Raw genomic sequence first — 16729 nt, 5'->3', positions numbered from 1 at the left:
CTAGGTCACTGATCGCAAGCAAACAGGCGGCGGCTGCCGCGTCCACCGCTCCGCAGCAGGCGCCTTGGTTCAGCGAACCGTACGCACCTGGCGAGCACAGACAGCGGGGCACTGGTCCTTCGTCATGCGAAAGCCGAGCACCCCTGAGGCACGAAAACGATGGGATCGGTGTGGGTAGCTGGTCTCTCCCTCCCCGGGGTTGGGCATCTCGGGGCCGAAGTCATGTGCAGGGAGCGCTGGCCGGCGACGCTACTGGGCATGAACAGGCTCATGAAAGTGGTCGTGTGGACGATAGGCATCACCTTCGGCCTCTTCTTCCTCGCCATCTCGCTGATGTTCTTGGAGTCAACCGGCGGCCACGATGGGTGGCTGTGCGAATGGGGCATCGACATCGACGGTGCGGGGACTCTGACCAGCGGATGCGGGTAGACCAGCCTGTCCTCATCTTTCTCCCGGGCTTCAGCGCGAATACCCAACCGCCGTCACGACGTGGGCGCAAGCGCTCGGTACCAGAGTCGCAACACCCTCGAACTCACCCTGAAGGCTGCGAGCTCTAGGCCGCCGGGTCGGTCGGGAGGGAACGCCGGTGCCACCAGGTCATCGCGAGCCCGGCGAGCAGACCGGCCAAGCCGAAGAAGGCGATGGCGTTGACGAGCACCTGCCCGGCGTACGGCCCGACGTCGAGCATCCGGCCGGGACCGACCGCGCCGCCGGCAATGCCGGAGGCGATGGCGACGAGGAGGCCGGCGACGACGCCGGCGCTGACGCCGCGGAGCGCGCCCTCGGACCAGCGCAGGGTGGGCCGGTGGCGCTGTACGCGGCAGACCGCGACGAAGGCGGTGAGCGGGCCGAGCGCCATCACCGCGGCGACCCAGGCGGGCGGGGCGCCGTTGTCGGGCAGGGCGGCGAGCATGGGGAACATCGGCAGCGGCCCGAGGGTCACCGCGGTCGGCGTCACCGTGGTGCCGACGCCGACGGTGAACCCGGGCCCGAGGGCGTACGCACTGGAGAACAGCACCGCGTTGGGCAGCACCAGGACGGCGAGCAGGGAGTAGAGGATGATCCCGCCGAGGTCGAGGTGGAGCTGGGAGACGACGTTGATCGAGGTGGTGAAGTCGGCGAAGAGGGCCGCGAAGAAGACCAGCGTGCTGACCGCGAGCCACCAGACCAGGATCGACCTGACCATCACCAGTACGTCCACGGCCGCGCGCGGCAGCAGGGTGATCCACAGCGCCGCGCGGCCGGAGCCGACCGCGATCGCGGGCAGGGCCACGACCACGCAGAGCCCGACCGACCAGGAGAAGACGCCGACGATGCTCGGCGCGGTGGCCGGGGTGCCGGCCATGATCGCGGTGACCAGCGCGGTGCCGGTGTAGCCGAGCGTGAAGAGGCCGGCGACGACCGGGACGGTCAGGTCACGCTCGCCGTCGGCGAGGGCGTTGACGTCCGGGCCGTGCAGCGAGACCGAGTCACCGACCCGGACCGCGACCTGCCACATCGTCCAGGCGAGGACGAGGGTCAGCCCGAGTGGGACGACGGTGATCGCGACTCCGGAGACGAGGACGCCCGAGCCGTGCCCGAGCAGCCATCCGAGCGCGGCGACACGCAGGGCGTCCGACGGCTCGCCGTGGGCTCCCATGTCGCTGATGAACCAGCCGAGGATGCCTATCGCCAGGCACACCACCAGCGTGGCCCCGGCCGTGCCGATTCCGCCCAGCAGGGCGACCGCGACCAGCGGGCGGCGGTGGCGGAGATCGTGGAGATCATCCGCGACTCGCCCGCGGTCAGGGGTGCGTGGAGGCAGCAGGGACGACATCGCCACTCATCCTCGCAACCCGCGTCGTCTCGATCTCGGCGACGCGCCGCCAGGGGCGTTCACCGGGTTGGTCACAGCGGTTGATACCCGCCTGTGCATCTGCGGCTATTGCCGTTCATTCGACCGAATCACCTACAGTTGACCGCTGACATGGGCATGACCACGGCAGACCACGAGACCTTCGAGGCGTTCTATCAGGACGTCCGTGGACGCCTCCTTCTCCAAACCTGGTCGCTGACCGGGGATCTGGAGGCCGCCAAGGCCGCCGTACGCGGTGCGCTGGTCGTCACCTGGCACCACTGGCGCAAGGTGAAGCCGATGGACGACTTCGAGCGCGAGGACTGGGTCCGCCCGATCGCCTGGTCCAAGGCGATCCGCAACCACTCGGTGCCGCTGCTCCACCGCGACCAGACGATCGCGCCGGAGGCCCGACACGCCCTCTCCGCGCTCCGCGGGCTGCCGCTCCACGACCGCAAGGTCTTCCTGCTCGGCCACCTCACCAGCGTCGACCTGGCCCAGCTGGCCCGCGAGGTCGGCACCCCGATCAGCCGCACCGAGACCGACCTGCAGGCCGCCAACGCCGCCATCTGCGACGAGCTCGGGATCGTTCCGGAGCAGCTGCAGTCCATCTTCGACCCGCTCGTTGACGTGCTCACCGAGCAGCCCTGGCCGAAGACCTCCACGATCACCACCGCCGGCGCCGTACGCCGCCGGGTGCACACCGCCATCGGCGCGGCCGCGGCGATCGCCGCCCTGGTCGGCACCGGCTTCTTCGTCACCCAGGACGCCGAGAGCGAGCCGCGGCTCAACACCCTCTCGATGCAGTCGGCAGCCGAGGAGTTCGAGGTCGAGCCGAGCCAGATCCCCGGCAAGAAGCTGACCGCCAAGGACCTGATGACCGAGGAGGAGGTCGCGAAGATCTACGGCGGCTCCTGGGCCGTCGACATCTCCTCCGACAACCTCGAGGGCACCGGCCTCACCATCCCCTGCCAGGCCGACACCTCGGCCGACAAGCGGCCGATGGCGAGCCTGGCGCGCACCTTCATCGCCAAGGCGAAGGCGACCACCGCCGGCACCACGATCGAGTCGTCGGTCGACGCGAAGGCGGCGGCTGCGGCGTACAAGAAGATGCAGGGGTGGTACGCAGCGTGCGCCGAGCCCCGCTACCAGCTGATGTTCACCGAGTCGGTCGACGGCATCGGCGACCAGGCGACCCTCTTCACCTACCGCGACTGGGAGAACAACCGCGCGGTCACCTACGGCGTCGCCCGCACCGGCAACCACACCGCCGCGGTCACCGTGAAGACCGAGGGCAAGTCCACCACGACCGCGGCCAAGACCTCGACCATGCTCGGCACCGCCGTGCACAACCTCTGCTCGATGCCGGGCGCGGGTGCGTGCGTGGAGACCAAGCGACCGCGAGCGACAGTGGTCCCGATCCCCACGGGCAAGGCGCCAGGGCTGATCAACGAGACCGATCTGCCCCCGGTCAGCACGATCGGTGACCCCTGGGAGGGCACCGAGGCGAAGGCGGCCAAGACCAACCCGGCCCAGACCCGCTGCGACGAGACCCAGTTCAACGCCAAGGGCATGGCCGGCGCCCAGACGCGCTCCTTCGTGATCCCCGAGACGAAGAAGAAGCTCGCGCCGATCTTCGGGCTCACCGAGACGGTCGGCAAGTTCGGCTCTGCCAAGGAGGCGCAGGCGTTCAACGTCGCGATCAAGGGCCGGCTGGACAAGTGCAGCGACAAGCAGCTCGGCAGCCACGTCACCCAGGTCGCGACCGAGTCCATCAAGGACGGCGCGATCACGGTGTGGTACATCCGGGTGGAGCTCGAGAACACCTCGATCTACTACCGGATGGCCGCGATCCGACGCGGCGCCAACGTCGCCCAGATGAGTTTCGTCCCCGACGGCAACGCCGACATCAGCAACTCCGAGTTCGTCAGCCTCGCCAAGCGCGCCGCGTACCGGCTCGACTATCTCTGAGCCCGGTTCGCTCCGGATGCAACCGGACCCGCCTCCCAAGCATCTGACCCAATGAGACTGGCGTCGTAGCGCCAGATCGGGGACGGCCAGTCTGGGAGGCAAGCGATGGACGAGGACGAGTTCGACGCGTTCTACAACGTGTCCTACCGCCGCGTGTGCGCTCAGGTGTACGCCATGATCGGCGACTCCGACGAGGCCGCCGAATGCGTCCAGGAGGCCTTCGCCCGCGCTTGGGCCCACCGACGGAAGCTCTCCTCGGTCGACTACCCCGAAGCCTGGGTCCGCACCACCGCCTACCGCCTCGCGGTCGGCCGCTGGCGCAGAAAGAAGTACGCAGGCCGCGTCACCGACAGAGCCGTCGGTGTCCGCACGGTGATGCCCGCCGTCGACGAGACCCATGTCGCCCTCGTCGCCGCGCTCAAGAAGCTCCCCGAGGCGCAGCGCCAAGCCATCGTCCTGCACCACATCGCCGATCTGCCGGTCCACCAGGTGGCCGCCGAGGTCGGCGCCCCCACCGGCACCATCAAAGCCCGCCTGGCTCGAGGACGAGCCACACTGGCCGAGCTGCTCGCCGACGAACAACCCGGCGCCGTCTGGAAGGAGGCCTGAGATGAGTGACCCGATCTCGCGTCTGGACCAGTTCCGCGCCGACACCCCTGGAGCACCGATGAAGTCCGCAGCCGAGGTACGCCAACGGGGTGACCAGATCCGCCGCCGCCAGCGTGCGATCGTCACCGCCGGAGCCGTGGCCCTGGCCGCGGTCGTGGCCGGACCGATCATCTTCCTCTCCGCCGGGTTCGGCGAACGCGCCATCGAACCGGCACCGGCACCGAGCGAGACGCCGAGCACGATCACGCCCAGTCCGTCCGGATCCGCCTCCGCGGGCCCGTCCACCCTGACCCGCGCCAACCTCCCGGCCGCCAAGGACCTGGTCGCCCCCCTCGAGGCCTCCTGGGGCGAGACCAAGACCTACGACGGGGAGGGCAGCGACGCCTACAACCCGTGCCTCACCAAGACGTTGGGCGAGTCCGCGGCCGATGTCACCTTCCGCCGCGACTTCGCGATCGGTCCGTCGCTGAACGCCGGCGTCGACGATTACGGGATCATGAGCGCGGTGGTCGCCGAGTTCCGGTCTCCCGAAGCCGCCGAGGACGTCCGCGCCGACCTCTCGACGGCGGCCGCCTCCTGCACCCCGCTCGACGCGAGTCCGGCTGCTTCGTTACCGGTCGCAGGCGGCGTCATCTCGCGCGGCGACATCAACGTCGTCACCTACGTCTCCGACGATCCTGGAGCGAACGCTCGCCCCGAGGTCGCGACGGCCGTGGTCGTCGCCGAAGACCGGGTGCTGGTGCTGACGCGTCAGCGTGGCGCGAAGGAGCAGGTCTCGTCAGAATTCCTGCAGACCTCCCTACAGACTTCCGCGGTCAACGCCGCCCACCGGATGGCCGGCGCCGAGCCGCCTGCCCCGCCCGACTCCCCTGCTTCATCTGCGTCGGGCTCGGCATCCTCGTCGGCATCCTCGTCCGCGCCCGCGCCAGCGGCGATCCTCAGCGACGCACATCTCGTCGTGGCCGGGTCGCTGCCGGGACTGCCGATGGAAGGTGAGTCGTCCGCGGTGTGGCAGCAGGTCGCGCCGCAGCCGACCCCGACGCTCTACTGCCAGGGCGCCTGGCTCTCGTCGCTGAAGGCCGCCGAGTCGGTCAGCCGGGAGTTCCGCCTCGAGAACAGCGGCCAGATCGGCAAGGTCAACGTGACGGTGCTGGAGTTCGCCGAGAAGGCGAGCGCCGACGCGGCCTTCGAGACGGTCCACGGCTGGCTCGACACCTGCCCGGCATCGATGGACGACGCGAAGCTCTTCACCGCCAGGCCGGTCGAGTCCATCGCGATCGGCACCACCCCCGAGGTCGACCGAGCCGCGCAGACGCTCGCCGAGTACGCCGCCGACTGCGGTGGCGAGGGCTGCGACGCCACCTGGTACGACCACCAGACCGTCGCCCAGCTCGGGACCCGGCTGGTGCTCGTCACCCACGCCGAGGCCGGTGGCCCCTGCCCGCCGACCAGAGCCTGCCCGCCGGAGGAGGCCTCGGACTACACCGAATGGGACAACCGGGTCGCCCAGACGGTCGAGGCCACGGTGGACCGCGCCTTCCAGGACCTGCCCTGATGAGGACGCAGTGCAATTGACCTTTACGCTCACACACGCCACCGCAGACACTGGCGCACGGGCAAGAGTCATGGAAAGCCAGCCGGGGAGGCGAACGATGGACGAGGACGAGTTCGACGCGCTGTACAACGCGTCGTACCGCCGCTTGTGTGCTCAGCTGTACGCCATGATCGGCGACTTCGACGAGGCCGCGGAGTGCGTCCAGGAGGCCTTCGCCCGCGCTTGGGCGCATCGTCGGAAGATGTCCTCGGTCGACTACCCCGAAGCCTGGGTCCGCACCACCGCCTACCGTCTCGCGGTGGGCCGCTGGCGCCGGAAGAAGTACGCCGGGAGGGCCGCCGATAGAGCCGTCGGCGTCCGCACGGAGATGCCCGCGGTCGACGAGTCCCACGTGGCTCTCGTCGCCGCGCTGAGGCAACTCCCCGAGGCGCAGCGCCAGGCCATCGTCCTGCACCACATCGCCGATCTGCCGGTCCATCAGGTGGCCGCCGAGGTCGGTGCGCCGACCGGCACCGTCAAAGCCCGCTTGGCTCGAGGACGAGCCGCCCTCGCGGAGCTGCTCGCCGAGGACAATCCCGGCGCCGTCTGGAAGGAGGCCTGAGATGAGTGACCCGATCTCGCGTCTGGACCAGTTCCGCGCCGATGCCCCCGGAGCACCGATCAACTCTGCGGCCGAGGCACGGAGGCGGGGTGACCAGATCCGCCGGCGGAAGCGCACCGTGCTCACCGCGAGCGCGGCGGCCGTGGCCGCCGTCGTCGCCGGGCCGATCATCTTCCTCTCCACCGGACTCGGCGACAAGGGCATCGACCCCGCACCGGCGCCGAGCGACACCGCTGCCGCGCCCAGCGCGTCCGCCTCGGCCCCGGCCTCCGATCTCAGCCGGGCCAATCTGCCGACCGCGGACGATCTCGTCTCCGACGACCCCTATCCGGCGTGGGTCCAGCAGCAGACCTACGACGGCGAGGGCACCGACACCTACAACGACTGCCTCACCGAGTCGCTGGGCGACTCGGGCGCGCTGGCGACGTACCGCCGCGACTTCGTCGCAGAGCCCGGGAAGGAGATGGCGGACGCAGCCGGCACGCTGAACGCCGTCGTCGCCGAGTTCGGCTCGGCCGACGAGGCCGAGAAGGTACGCACCGACCTCTCCGACGCCGCGACCTCGTGCCCCGGCGTGGACGGAGCAGAGGTGGCCGGTTCGCTCCCGGTCGAGGGCGACGTCATCTCGGGCGGGGACATCGACGTGGTGACGTACCAGCCCGACGACCCCGAGATGAACGCGGTCTGGGAGACCGCGACGGCCGTCGTGTCCGCGGACGACCGGGTGCTGGTGATGACCCGGAAGCGGGGCGTGCAGGACTACGTTCCGCCCGCCACCCTGCAGACCTCCGCCGTCAACGCCGCCTACCGGATGGTCGGCGCCACGCCTCCAAGCGATCCCTCCGCCGACCCGACGGAGACAGGACCGCCCGCGACGGACGGGCTCAGCGCCGCCAATCTGATCGACGGCAGCACCCTCCCCGCGCTCGACCGCTTCGAGAGCCCTCTCGGCTGGAACCAGTACACGCCCACCCCCGACGTGCCGACCCTCGCCTGCCAGAAGGAGTGGCTCTCCTCGCTCGACGCCTCGGCGAAGGTCGCGTCGGACTACCGCTGGGACACCGACAGCGCCATGGTCGGCCAGGTCCACGTGGCGGTGCTGGAGTTCGCCGACGAGAACGCTGCGGGCGCTGCGTACAACGAGGTCATGGAGTGGATGGAGGTCTGCCCGGCGAACAAGCTCGGGGTCGACCCGGACGTCACCGCGCTGCCCATGGATGTCAGCTCCGAGCTCGATGCCGGGCCGAAGCGCGCGGCACGCTCACAGGCGACCTACCCTGGCCTGGACGGTGGCGACAACCTGTGGTTCGAGACCGAGCTGGTCGCGGAGTACGAGACCCGGCTCGTCCTGGTCGGCTACGCCGAGCTCGCCGGCCCCTGCCCGCCGAGCACCGGCGACAAGGACGACCCGTGCTACCAGCCGGACCAGCCCGACTCGTGGCCCGGCCGGATCCTCGCGATCGAGAAGGCGGCGGTCACCGCCGGGATCAGCGACCTGCGCTGACGGACACAACTCAAACACGATATGGTTGATCGTCTTTCATGACTTAGCGCGTGGAGACTCCTGTCACAACGCGCTCATCCGAGGAAGACACGTACTGGTCATGGCGTTTGGGCCCATCAGAGCCCCGACCCGCATCAACCTTGGAGAAGCCTTCTCGTGTCCACCGCCCCCACTGCACCCGCCAGGCGGCGGTTGCCGCTTCCGTCCTTCTCGGTCCAGATCATCCTGGGCCTCGTCCTCGGCGTCGCCCTCGGTGCCGTCGCGCGCGCCATCGGCCCCGGGGCCGGCGACGAGGCCAACTGGCTGACGACCACGCTCGCCACGATCGGCGACTCGTTCGTCTCGTTGCTCAAGGCCGTAGTCGTACCTCTGATCTTCACCGCCATCATCGCCTCGATCGCCAACCTGCGTACGGTCAGCAACGCGGCCCGTCTCGCGGGCCAGACGCTGCTGTGGTTCGCGATCACCGCGGCGATCTCGGTCGTCATCGGCATCGGTCTGGGGCTGCTCTTCCGGCCCGGCAGCAACACCGCGGTCAGCACCGCCGACGCGGCCGAGGCCGGTGCATCCGCCTCGTGGCTCGACTTCCTCCAGGGCCTGATCCCGGGCAACTTCCTCGGCCTCGAGGCATCGACCAGCGTCGAGCAGGTCGGCGGGAGCCCGCTCGCGGAGACCGCGTTGAGCTTCAACGTCCTCCAGGTGCTCGTGGTGGCCCTCGCGATCGGCATCGCGGCGCTCAAGACCGGCGAGAAGGCCGAGCCGTTCCTCGCCTTCAACCGCTCCTTCCTCGCCATCGTTCAGAAGGTGCTGTGGTGGATCATCCGGCTGGCGCCGATCGGCACCCTCGGCCTGATCGGCAACGCGGTCGCCTCCTACGGCTGGGACTCGCTGAGCTCTCTGGCCTGGTTCGCGGTGGCCGTCTACGTCGGCCTGGCACTGGTCCTGTTCGTCGTCTACCCGGTGCTGCTGCGCGCCAACGGGCTCAACCCGCTGGCCTACTTCCGCGGCGCCTGGCCGGCGATCCAGCTCGCCTTCGTCTCGCGCTCCTCGGTCGGCACCATGCCGGTCACCGAGCAGGTGACGGTCAAGAACCTCGGCGTCCCCCAGGAGTACGCCTCGTTCGCCGTCCCGCTGGGCTCGACCACCAAGATGGACGGCTGCGCGTCGATCTACCCGGCCATCTCGGCGATCTTCGTCGCCCAGATCTTCGGGATCGACCTGGGCATCACCGACTACCTGCTGATCGCCTTCGTCTCGGTCGTCGGTTCGGCAGCCACCGCGGGCCTCACCGGCGCCGTCGTGATGCTGACGCTCACGCTCTCGACCCTCGGCCTGCCGCTGGCCGGTGTCGGCCTGCTGCTCGCGATCGACCCGATCCTCGACATGGGACGTACCGCGGTCAACGTCGCCGGACAGGCGCTCGTGCCGACCATCGTGGCCAAGCGCGAGGGCATCCTCGACGTCGACCGCTACCGCTCCGCCTCCGCGGAGGGCCTGCTCGCGGACGAGCAGCCGGCTTCGGAGACCGTCGCCGCCTGACCTTCCCAGCCAGACCGTCACAGCCCGAGCAAGCGCCCCGGCAGCCATCCGGCTGCCGGGGCGCTCTGTCTCACTCCGGGTAGGACGAAGCGGCTCGCCCAGCCCGAAGGGCCTCGGCCCACCACGCCAGCTGGGCAAGCATCCCCTTGGCGTAGACGGCCGAGTCCGGGTCGTTGGGGCGACCGTCCTCGTCGAGACGCTCCCAGTAGCGCGGGAACGAGAGACGGGCCTGGAGCGGGTGGGCGTGCAGCTCGGTGAGCACGTTCTCCAGATGCAGGGTGGCATGCCGGCCGCCACTGTCACCGCCGTAGGAGACCAGCGCGACCGGCTTGGCCTGCCACTGGGTGAAGTGCCAGTCCAGCGCCGACTTCAGCGAGGCCGGGAAGCTGTGGTTGTACTCAGGGGTGACGATGATGAAGCCCTCGGCGGCGTCGAGCGCGTCGGTGAGGTCGGTCTGGCCGTCGGGCCGCGGATAGTCCGCGCCGGCCATCTTGGGCGACTCGGCGGGCAGGGACAACGGGATCTCGTGGTCCGCAAGGTCGATCAGCTCGACCTGGAGGCCGCCGTACGCCTCGGCCTGCTCGGCCACCCAGGAGCCGAAGATCGGGCCCCCGCGGCCTTCCCGGACGCTGGCGGTGATGACTGCGATACGTAGTGGTTGGGTCATGCCATCCAGGTTCACGCGGGTCGGCGAGCGGCGGGAGACCGAGCCGAGGCTGGCCCCAGCAGGGCCACCATGACCGCCCGGCTGAGCCGTAGGCTTGATGACATGCCAGCCAACGCGGGAGCCCTCGGCTCGTTCATCCGGGACCGCCGCGACCAGACCACGCCGGAGAGCGTCGGTCTCCCGGAAGGCGTACGCCGCCGGGCCCCCGGCCTGCGGCGGTCCGAGCTGGCCACGCTGGCCGGGATCAGCGTCGAGTACCTGGTCCGGATCGAGCAGGGCCGCGACCGGCATCCTTCACCGCAGGTCCTGCGGGCCATCGGTGACGCGCTCCGCTTCGACGCCGCGTCCCACGAGCACTTGCGCACCCTCGCGATGGCCTCCAGCGGCCAGTGCCTCGGGCCGTTCTCCTCCGGTCGTGACGTACGCCCCGGCGCACGCGCCCTGGTGGAGCAGTTCGAGCCGGGCATCGCCGTGCTCACCAACCGCCTCGGCGACCTGCTGGCCCACACCTCCACGTTCGACCTGCTCGCCCGACCCCTCGGGATGCTCGACCACGCGGAGCCCAACCTGACCGCGTACGCCTTCCTCCACCCGCGCGCCCGCGAGGCGTTCCCCGACTGGGCGCGGGTGGCCGACGACCTGGTGGCCAACCTCTACCGCGGCCCCAACCCCGTCGCCGCGCGGATGATGATCGAGGCGATGTCGGACCGGGCGGGGCCGGAGTTCACCGACCGGCTGACCCGCCACGACCCGCCTCACGGCGGCGTGTGGCGCTGGCTGCATCCCGACGCCGGCGAGCTGCGGTTCGACGTCGAGGAGCTCGAGCTCCCGGCCGCCGACAACCAGCAGATCCAGGTCCTGATGCCTGCCGACGATGCCACCGCCGAGGCCCTCGACGCGATGCGGCGCCGCCGCTCGGGAGCCCTGCGCGCGGTCTGACCTCAGCTCGGCGGGATGTAGAGCTTGTAGCCGGGAGGCAGCTTGTCGGGTGACCTGGAGCCGTTGTAGATCCGCAGCTCCTCCTCGGTGATCCGGAACCTCTTGGCAACGCTCGCGTAGGTGTCCCCGGCAACGGTCGTGTAGACCGTCTCCCCGGTGCCGGGCTCGGGGTTCGGCTTGGGCTTGGGCTTGACCGCCTTGGCCGGGATCTCGATCGTCGTGCCGGCGAGCAGCTTGGTCGGGTCCTCGTAGCCGTTGTGCGCCATCAGCTCGTCCGCGGTGACGCCGAACCTCTTGCCGATGCTGACGAACGTGTCACCGGCGACGACCTTGTACTTCTTCAGCTTCGGCTTCGCCTTGGGGATCTTGATCTCGCTGCCCGCCAGCAGCTTGGTGGGATCCTCGTAGCCGTTGTAGGCCATCAGCTCGCCCACCTCGACGCCGAACTTCTTGGCGATGCCGGAGAAGGTGTCACCGGGCGCCACGGTGTACGTCTTCCCGGCCGGCTTCGCGGGTGGGCTCACCACGAGCTTGGCCCCCGCTCGGATCTTGGCGGGGTCGGCGATCTGGTTCCAGGTCGCGAGGTCGCTGACCTTGACGCCGTACTTCTCCGCGATTCGGGAGAGCGTCTCCCCTGGCTGGACGGTGTGGGTCTTCCGGGCGGTCTCCGCCTGAGCCGTCGATGCCGCCGCCACCGGCGTCAAACCGGCACCCAACGACGCGATCGAGATCGTAATCCCGACACCGACCACACCCGAGATCAAACGTGCCATTCGCTTGGCCATGCTCGTCACATTAATCCGTGCGGAGGCTCGAGGGTGCGCATTCGGAGCAACTCCCCCGGAGACGACGACCGCCCCGCGACCATGACGGTCGCGGGGCGGTCCTGACGTAGGTCAGAGGGACTGCAGGATCTCGCGAGCGAGAGCAGCGGTCTCCGACGGGGTCTTGCCGACCTTGACGCCGGCGGCCTCGAGGGCCTCCTTCTTCGCCTGCGCGGTGCCGGCGGAGCCGGACACGATCGCACCGGCGTGACCCATGGTCTTACCCTCCGGCGCCGTGAAGCCGGCGACGTAGCCGACGACAGGCTTGGAGATGTTCTCCTGGATGTAGGCCGCGGCCCGCTCCTCGGCGTCGCCACCGATCTCACCGATCATGACGATGAGCTTGGTCTCGTCGTCCTTCTCGAACGCCTCGAGGGCGTCGATGTGGGTGGTGCCGATGATGGGGTCACCGCCGATGCCGATGGCGGTGGAGAAGCCGAAGTCCTTCAGCTCGTACATCATCTGGTAGGTCAGCGTCCCCGACTTGGAGACGAGACCGACCGGGCCCTTGCCGGTGATGGTGTGCGGGGTGATGCCGGCCAGCGACTCGCCCGGCGTGATGATGCCGGGGCAGTTCGGGCCGATCATCCGGGTGGCCTTGCCCTGCAGGTAGGACCACACCTCCGCGGTGTCCTGGACCGGGACGCCCTCGGTGATGACCACGATCAGCGGCATCTCGGCGTCGATGGCCTCGATCGCGGCGTCCTTGGTGAACGCCGGCGGCACGAAGAGAACCGACACGTTGGCGCCGGTCTCCTTCATCGCCTCCGCGACCGTGCCGAACACCGGGAGCTCCACGTCGGCGCCCTGGGCGTCCTTGTGGGTGACCGTGGTGCCGGCCTTACGGGCGTTGACGCCACCGACGATCTGGGCGCCCGAGTCGAGCATCAGGGCGGTGTGCTTCGCACCCATGCCGCCGGTGATGCCCTGGACGATGACCTTGCTGTCCTTGTTGAGGTAGATGCTCATGTTTCTCTCTCCTGACCTCAGGCGTTGGCCAGCTCGGCGGCCTTGTCGGCGCCGCCGTCCATGGTGTCGACGATGGTGACCAGCGGGTGGTTGGCCTCACTGAGGATCTGGCGACCCAGGTCCACGTTGTTGCCGTCCAGACGCACGACGAGCGGCTTGGTGGCCTCGTTGCCGAGGATGTCCAGCGCGCCGACGATGCCCTTGGCGACCTCGTCACACGCGGTGATGCCACCGAAGACGTTCACGAACACGGACTTGACCTGCTCGTCGTTCAGGATGACGTCGAGACCGTCGGCCATGACCTGCGCGTTGGCGCCGCCACCGATGTCGAGGAAGTTGGCGGGCTTCACGCCGCCGTGAGCCTCACCGGCGTACGCGACGACGTCGAGGGTCGACATGACCAGACCCGCGCCGTTGCCGATGATGCCGACCTGGCCGTCGAGCTTGACGTAGTTGAGGCCCTTGTCCTTGGCCTTGGCCTCGAGCGGGTCCTCCTCGTCACGGATGACGAACTGCTCGTGGTCCTCGTGGCGGATCTCGGAGGCGTTGTCGTCCAGCGACACCTTGCCGTCCAGGGCCTCCAGCTTGTCGCCCTCCAGGCGAGCCAGCGGGTTGACCTCGACGAGCGTCGCGTCCTCCTCCACGAACACCTTGTAGAGGCTCTCGATCATCGCGACGGCCTGCTCGAAGACGGGCTCCGGGAAGCCACACTCGGCCGCGATCTCGCGCGCCTTGGCCTCGTCGACACCCTTACCGGGGTCGATGCCGATCTTCTTCACGGCGTCGGGGTTGGTCTTGGCGACCTCTTCGATCTCCACACCACCCTCGACGGACGCGATGCAGAGGTACTGCCGGTTCGACCGGTCCAGCAGGAAGGAGAAGTAGTACTCCTCCACCGGCGGGGTCGCCGGAGTGATCAGCACCCGGTTGACCTTCAGGCCCTTGATCTCCATGCCGAGGATGTTCGAGGCGTGCTCGAACGCCTCGTCCGCGGTCTTGGCCAGCTTCACGCCGCCGGCCTTGCCTCGGCCACCGGCCTTCACCTGCGCCTTGACGACGCAGAAGCCGATCTCCTCGGCGGCCTTCCTGGCTTCCTCAGCCGTCTCGACGACGACACCTTCGGTCACGGCGACGCCGTGCTTGGCGAAGAGCTTCTTCGCCTGGTACTCCATGAGATCCACTGATCCACCTGGTCTGTGTGTTGCGGTACGGGGGCCGTACCGCATGGATCAGCGGTCGACGCCCTCGTCTTCAGATGTGTCCGTCCAGCACCATAGACCCCGCCGAGCCGGACTTACGAGCCCAGGGCACACGACGTGACGTACGCCACTAGCGCGGCGTGAAGCCGGACACACCGGACATATACCAACAAATCGGCAACCTTGGGTAACAGTCCGTAGCCCTACGTAGCGACCCCCGTTTGACCCCGTACGACGCAGCCCGCGGTCCGGGGACCGGCGGGTTTCGAAGGCGTATCGAGGCGCAAATGGGCCGAAGACACGCGTTTCGGGTGACATCAATAAGTCGCAATCGAGTTCCGAATCTGGCGGAAATGCGCAGATCAGCGACTGATTCGGCCGTCGCCGAAGGTGAAATCAGCGAAACGGGCGTGCCACATTTCTTGACCCCGCCCTCCGGTCCGTTACAGTCATGGCTCGCCGTCTGACCCCGAACAGCGGAGATATGAACTGATGGGCAACCACCGAGCCGACGTCACAAGTGACAGTCCGCGTTCGGTCACCCCTTCCCCCGGAGCAACCACGAGCAGCAGCAGCTACGTTGGGAAGCGGCGCGCAGCGCCGGCGACCGACAGCCCTGCCTCCAGGCCTGCCCCGCGAGCGACCGGATCGACCTCCTACGTCGGGAAGCGGCGCGCCGCGCCGTCCCCCGCCGTTGGGACCGCGAAGCCAACCCCCGCCCCTGAGACTCCTGAAGAGCCGGTAGCCAAGGCCCGGCCCAACCGCGTGGTCCTCGAGCAGACCGGCAAGCTGCCGGTCGTCGGGTCCCCCCGCGACTACGAGGCCACCGACGGCCGCATCTCGACAAGTGAGCTGCGTGCTCTCGTCGAGGGCGACGGCCCCGCCTTCCCGGCCTCGTTCCCGACACCGCCGCCTCCCGCGGCGACCCCGATCGTCCCCGTGCAGCGCCGAGCGACCCAGATCGACCCGGTCCTGGCCGACCTGCTCTCCTCGATGGGCATCGACCCGGACAAGGTGACCCCCGAGGTGCTCGAAGACCTCGGCGTCGGAGGCATGACGACCTCCGAGCTCACCATGTTCCTGACCCAGCCGACCAAGCCCGTGCCCACCAAGGCGAAGCCGAGCAGGTCGGTCTCGACCAAGACGCCGCCGCGCGGTGTTCCGGCAGCTCCCGCGCCGGTTCTTCCCGAGCCGGTGGCGCCTGTCGCTCCGGTCGCCCCCGTCGCTCCTGAGCCGACCTTCGAGGCGCCCGAGCCGACGCACACCCCGAAGCCGCTGCGGATGGCCAACACCTTCGCGCCGCTGACCGGCAAGATCCGCGCCGTTCGCGAGGCCCGCCAGATCCCGGCTCCGCCGGTTGCTCCGGTGGCCCCGCCGGCTGCTCCGGCCTACGAGCCGGAGATCCAAGAGCCCCGCGGGTTCCAGGAGGCGTTCGACGCGCCGCCGACGTCGTTCAAGATCGACACGACCTCGTTCCCGGCCCCGCCGGTGTCGCTGCCGCAGCAGATCGACTTCGACTCGATGGCGATCGACCTTCCGGCCGAGACCTACACCGTCGACGCGCCCTACTACGAGGCGCCGCAGCCGCACGAGGCTTACTACCAGGACGACTACGCCGACGGCTACAACAGCGACCCGCAGCAGGCCGAGACCTACTTCCGCGCCGACACGGGCAGCATCGACCTGCCGAGCATCAGCGAGATCGCGACCTACCGGCCCGAGCTGCACGACCTCCCGGCGGTCGAGACCACCGGCACTATGGTCGGCATCGGCGTCCCCGCCCGTCCCCGCACCCGGCGCGCCTCAGCCGCGGCTGCCGGTGGCCGCCCGACGGTCCCGCTGACCGCCGGCGCCGCCGCTCTCGCCGCCGCCATCGGTGGCATCGCGCTGACCGGCGGTCCGACGATGGTCGCCGCCGATGACGTACGCCTCGTCGGAGCCACCGCGCTCGGTGGCGACAGCGACATGGTCGTCGTCGGTGACCGCTCCGCGACCGTCACCCGCAACGACGAGCGCTCCGAGGCCGACACCGCGGCCAGCGACCGGGAGAAGGCGCTCCAGGGCGTCGACGTCCAGGCCGACAAGCAGGACAAGTTCCTCAAGTCGAACATGTGGGAGCTGCCGATCCCGGCGGGCGTCTACCGCATCACCGGCACCTTCGGCTCCTCGGGCTCCAACTGGTCCAGCACCCACACGGGTCTCGACTTCGCGGCCCCCTACGGCACGCCGATCCACGCGATCGCCCGCGGCACGGTCACCGAGACCGCCTGGGGCGGCGCGTACGGAAACCGGACGATCATCACCCTCGAGGACGGCACCGAGATCTGGTACTGCCACCAGAGCGACTACGGCGTCTCCGTCGGCCAGACGGTCTCCCCCGGCGAGGTCATCGGCTACGTCGGCTCCACCGGTAACTCCACCGGCAACCACCTCCACGTGGAGGTCCGCCCCGGTGGTGGTGACGCCGTCGACCCCGACGCCGCCCTCAACGAGCACGGCGTAGACCCGAGCTGACGCG

Annotated in this window: 14 protein-coding genes; 9 read left to right on the top strand and 5 right to left on the bottom strand. The window is 69.4% G+C overall.

All coding sequences use genetic code 11. The annotated features are described in order from the left end of the window. Window positions 1-258 precede the first annotated feature (258 nt). Window positions 259-429 (top strand): hypothetical protein, encoded by a 171-nt coding sequence (locus ABTW65_RS26315; RefSeq protein WP_350665707.1) that lies wholly within the window; start codon window positions 259-261, stop codon window positions 427-429. 124 nt (window positions 430-553) lie between these two features. On the opposite strand, the gene ABTW65_RS26310 is transcribed toward ABTW65_RS26315, so the two are convergent. After that, the gene (locus ABTW65_RS26310) at window positions 554-1816 is read right to left on the bottom strand and encodes a cell division protein PerM (protein WP_350665705.1); all 1263 of its coding nucleotides are present in this window, start codon (window positions 1814-1816) and stop codon (window positions 554-556) included. Window positions 1817-1972: 156 nt separating this feature from the next. Between ABTW65_RS26310 and ABTW65_RS26305 the strand changes: the two genes are divergently transcribed. The 6 genes from ABTW65_RS26305 (at window position 1973) to ABTW65_RS26280 (ending at window position 9613) form a co-directional block, all read left to right on the top strand. After that, window positions 1973-3805 carry a SigE family RNA polymerase sigma factor gene (locus ABTW65_RS26305; RefSeq protein WP_350665703.1) on the top strand — a complete coding sequence of 611 codons (1833 nt, stop codon included), beginning with the start codon at window positions 1973-1975 and terminating at the stop codon, window positions 3803-3805. Window positions 3806-3910: 105 nt separating this feature from the next. Further along, complete coding sequence (locus tag ABTW65_RS26300) at window positions 3911-4414, top strand: SigE family RNA polymerase sigma factor (protein ID WP_350665701.1); 504 nt, start codon at window positions 3911-3913, stop codon at window positions 4412-4414. Between the two features lies 1 nt (window position 4415). Further along, window positions 4416-5969: a hypothetical protein gene (locus tag ABTW65_RS26295; protein ID WP_350665699.1), complete on the top strand. Its 1554-nt coding sequence runs from the start codon at window positions 4416-4418 to the stop codon at window positions 5967-5969. A gap of 97 nt (window positions 5970-6066) precedes the next feature. Next, a complete protein-coding gene (locus ABTW65_RS26290; RefSeq protein ID WP_350665697.1) occupies window positions 6067-6570 on the top strand; it encodes a SigE family RNA polymerase sigma factor in 504 nt (167 codons plus the stop codon). Window position 6571: 1 nt separating this feature from the next. Next, complete coding sequence (locus ABTW65_RS26285) at window positions 6572-8074, top strand: hypothetical protein (RefSeq protein ID WP_350665695.1); 1503 nt, start codon at window positions 6572-6574, stop codon at window positions 8072-8074. A gap of 156 nt (window positions 8075-8230) precedes the next feature. After that, the gene (locus ABTW65_RS26280; RefSeq protein WP_350665693.1) at window positions 8231-9613 is read left to right on the top strand and encodes a dicarboxylate/amino acid:cation symporter; all 1383 of its coding nucleotides are present in this window, start codon (window positions 8231-8233) and stop codon (window positions 9611-9613) included. 70 nt (window positions 9614-9683) lie between these two features. Here ABTW65_RS26280 and ABTW65_RS26275 read toward each other — a convergent pair whose 3' ends face one another. After that, window positions 9684-10280, bottom strand: coding sequence for an NADPH-dependent FMN reductase (locus ABTW65_RS26275; RefSeq protein WP_350665691.1), 597 nt, complete (start codon window positions 10278-10280; stop codon window positions 9684-9686). 102 nt (window positions 10281-10382) lie between these two features. On the opposite strand from ABTW65_RS26275, the gene ABTW65_RS26270 reads away from it, so the two are divergent. Next, complete coding sequence (locus tag ABTW65_RS26270; RefSeq protein ID WP_350665689.1) at window positions 10383-11219, top strand: helix-turn-helix domain-containing protein; 837 nt, start codon at window positions 10383-10385, stop codon at window positions 11217-11219. 2 nt (window positions 11220-11221) lie between these two features. Here the strand turns inward: ABTW65_RS26270 and ABTW65_RS26265 are convergent, their stop codons facing one another. The 3 genes from ABTW65_RS26265 to sucC all read right to left on the bottom strand — a co-directional run bounded on the left by ABTW65_RS26265 (window position 11222) and on the right by sucC (window position 14193). Beyond that, window positions 11222-12004 (bottom strand): lytic transglycosylase, encoded by a 783-nt coding sequence (locus tag ABTW65_RS26265; RefSeq protein ID WP_350665687.1) that lies wholly within the window; start codon window positions 12002-12004, stop codon window positions 11222-11224. A gap of 111 nt (window positions 12005-12115) precedes the next feature. Beyond that, window positions 12116-13012 carry a succinate--CoA ligase subunit alpha gene (gene sucD / locus ABTW65_RS26260; protein ID WP_350665685.1) on the bottom strand — a complete coding sequence of 299 codons (897 nt, stop codon included), beginning with the start codon at window positions 13010-13012 and terminating at the stop codon, window positions 12116-12118. Between the two features lie 17 nt (window positions 13013-13029). Further along, window positions 13030-14193: an ADP-forming succinate--CoA ligase subunit beta gene (sucC, locus tag ABTW65_RS26255; RefSeq protein ID WP_350665683.1), complete on the bottom strand. Its 1164-nt coding sequence runs from the start codon at window positions 14191-14193 to the stop codon at window positions 13030-13032. Between the two features lie 783 nt (window positions 14194-14976). Between sucC and ABTW65_RS26250 the strand changes: the two genes are divergently transcribed. After that, window positions 14977-16725, top strand: a complete 1749-nt coding sequence (locus ABTW65_RS26250) for a M23 family metallopeptidase (protein ID WP_350665681.1) — start codon at window positions 14977-14979, stop codon at window positions 16723-16725. Window positions 16726-16729 lie beyond the last annotated feature (4 nt).

This window comes from Nocardioides sp. NPDC127503 (assembly GCF_040302165.1).
Lineage (GTDB): Bacteria > Actinomycetota > Actinomycetes > Propionibacteriales > Nocardioidaceae > Nocardioides.
Note: the sequence above shows the minus strand (reverse complement) of the source record. Positions and strands in the feature narration are given on the sequence as shown.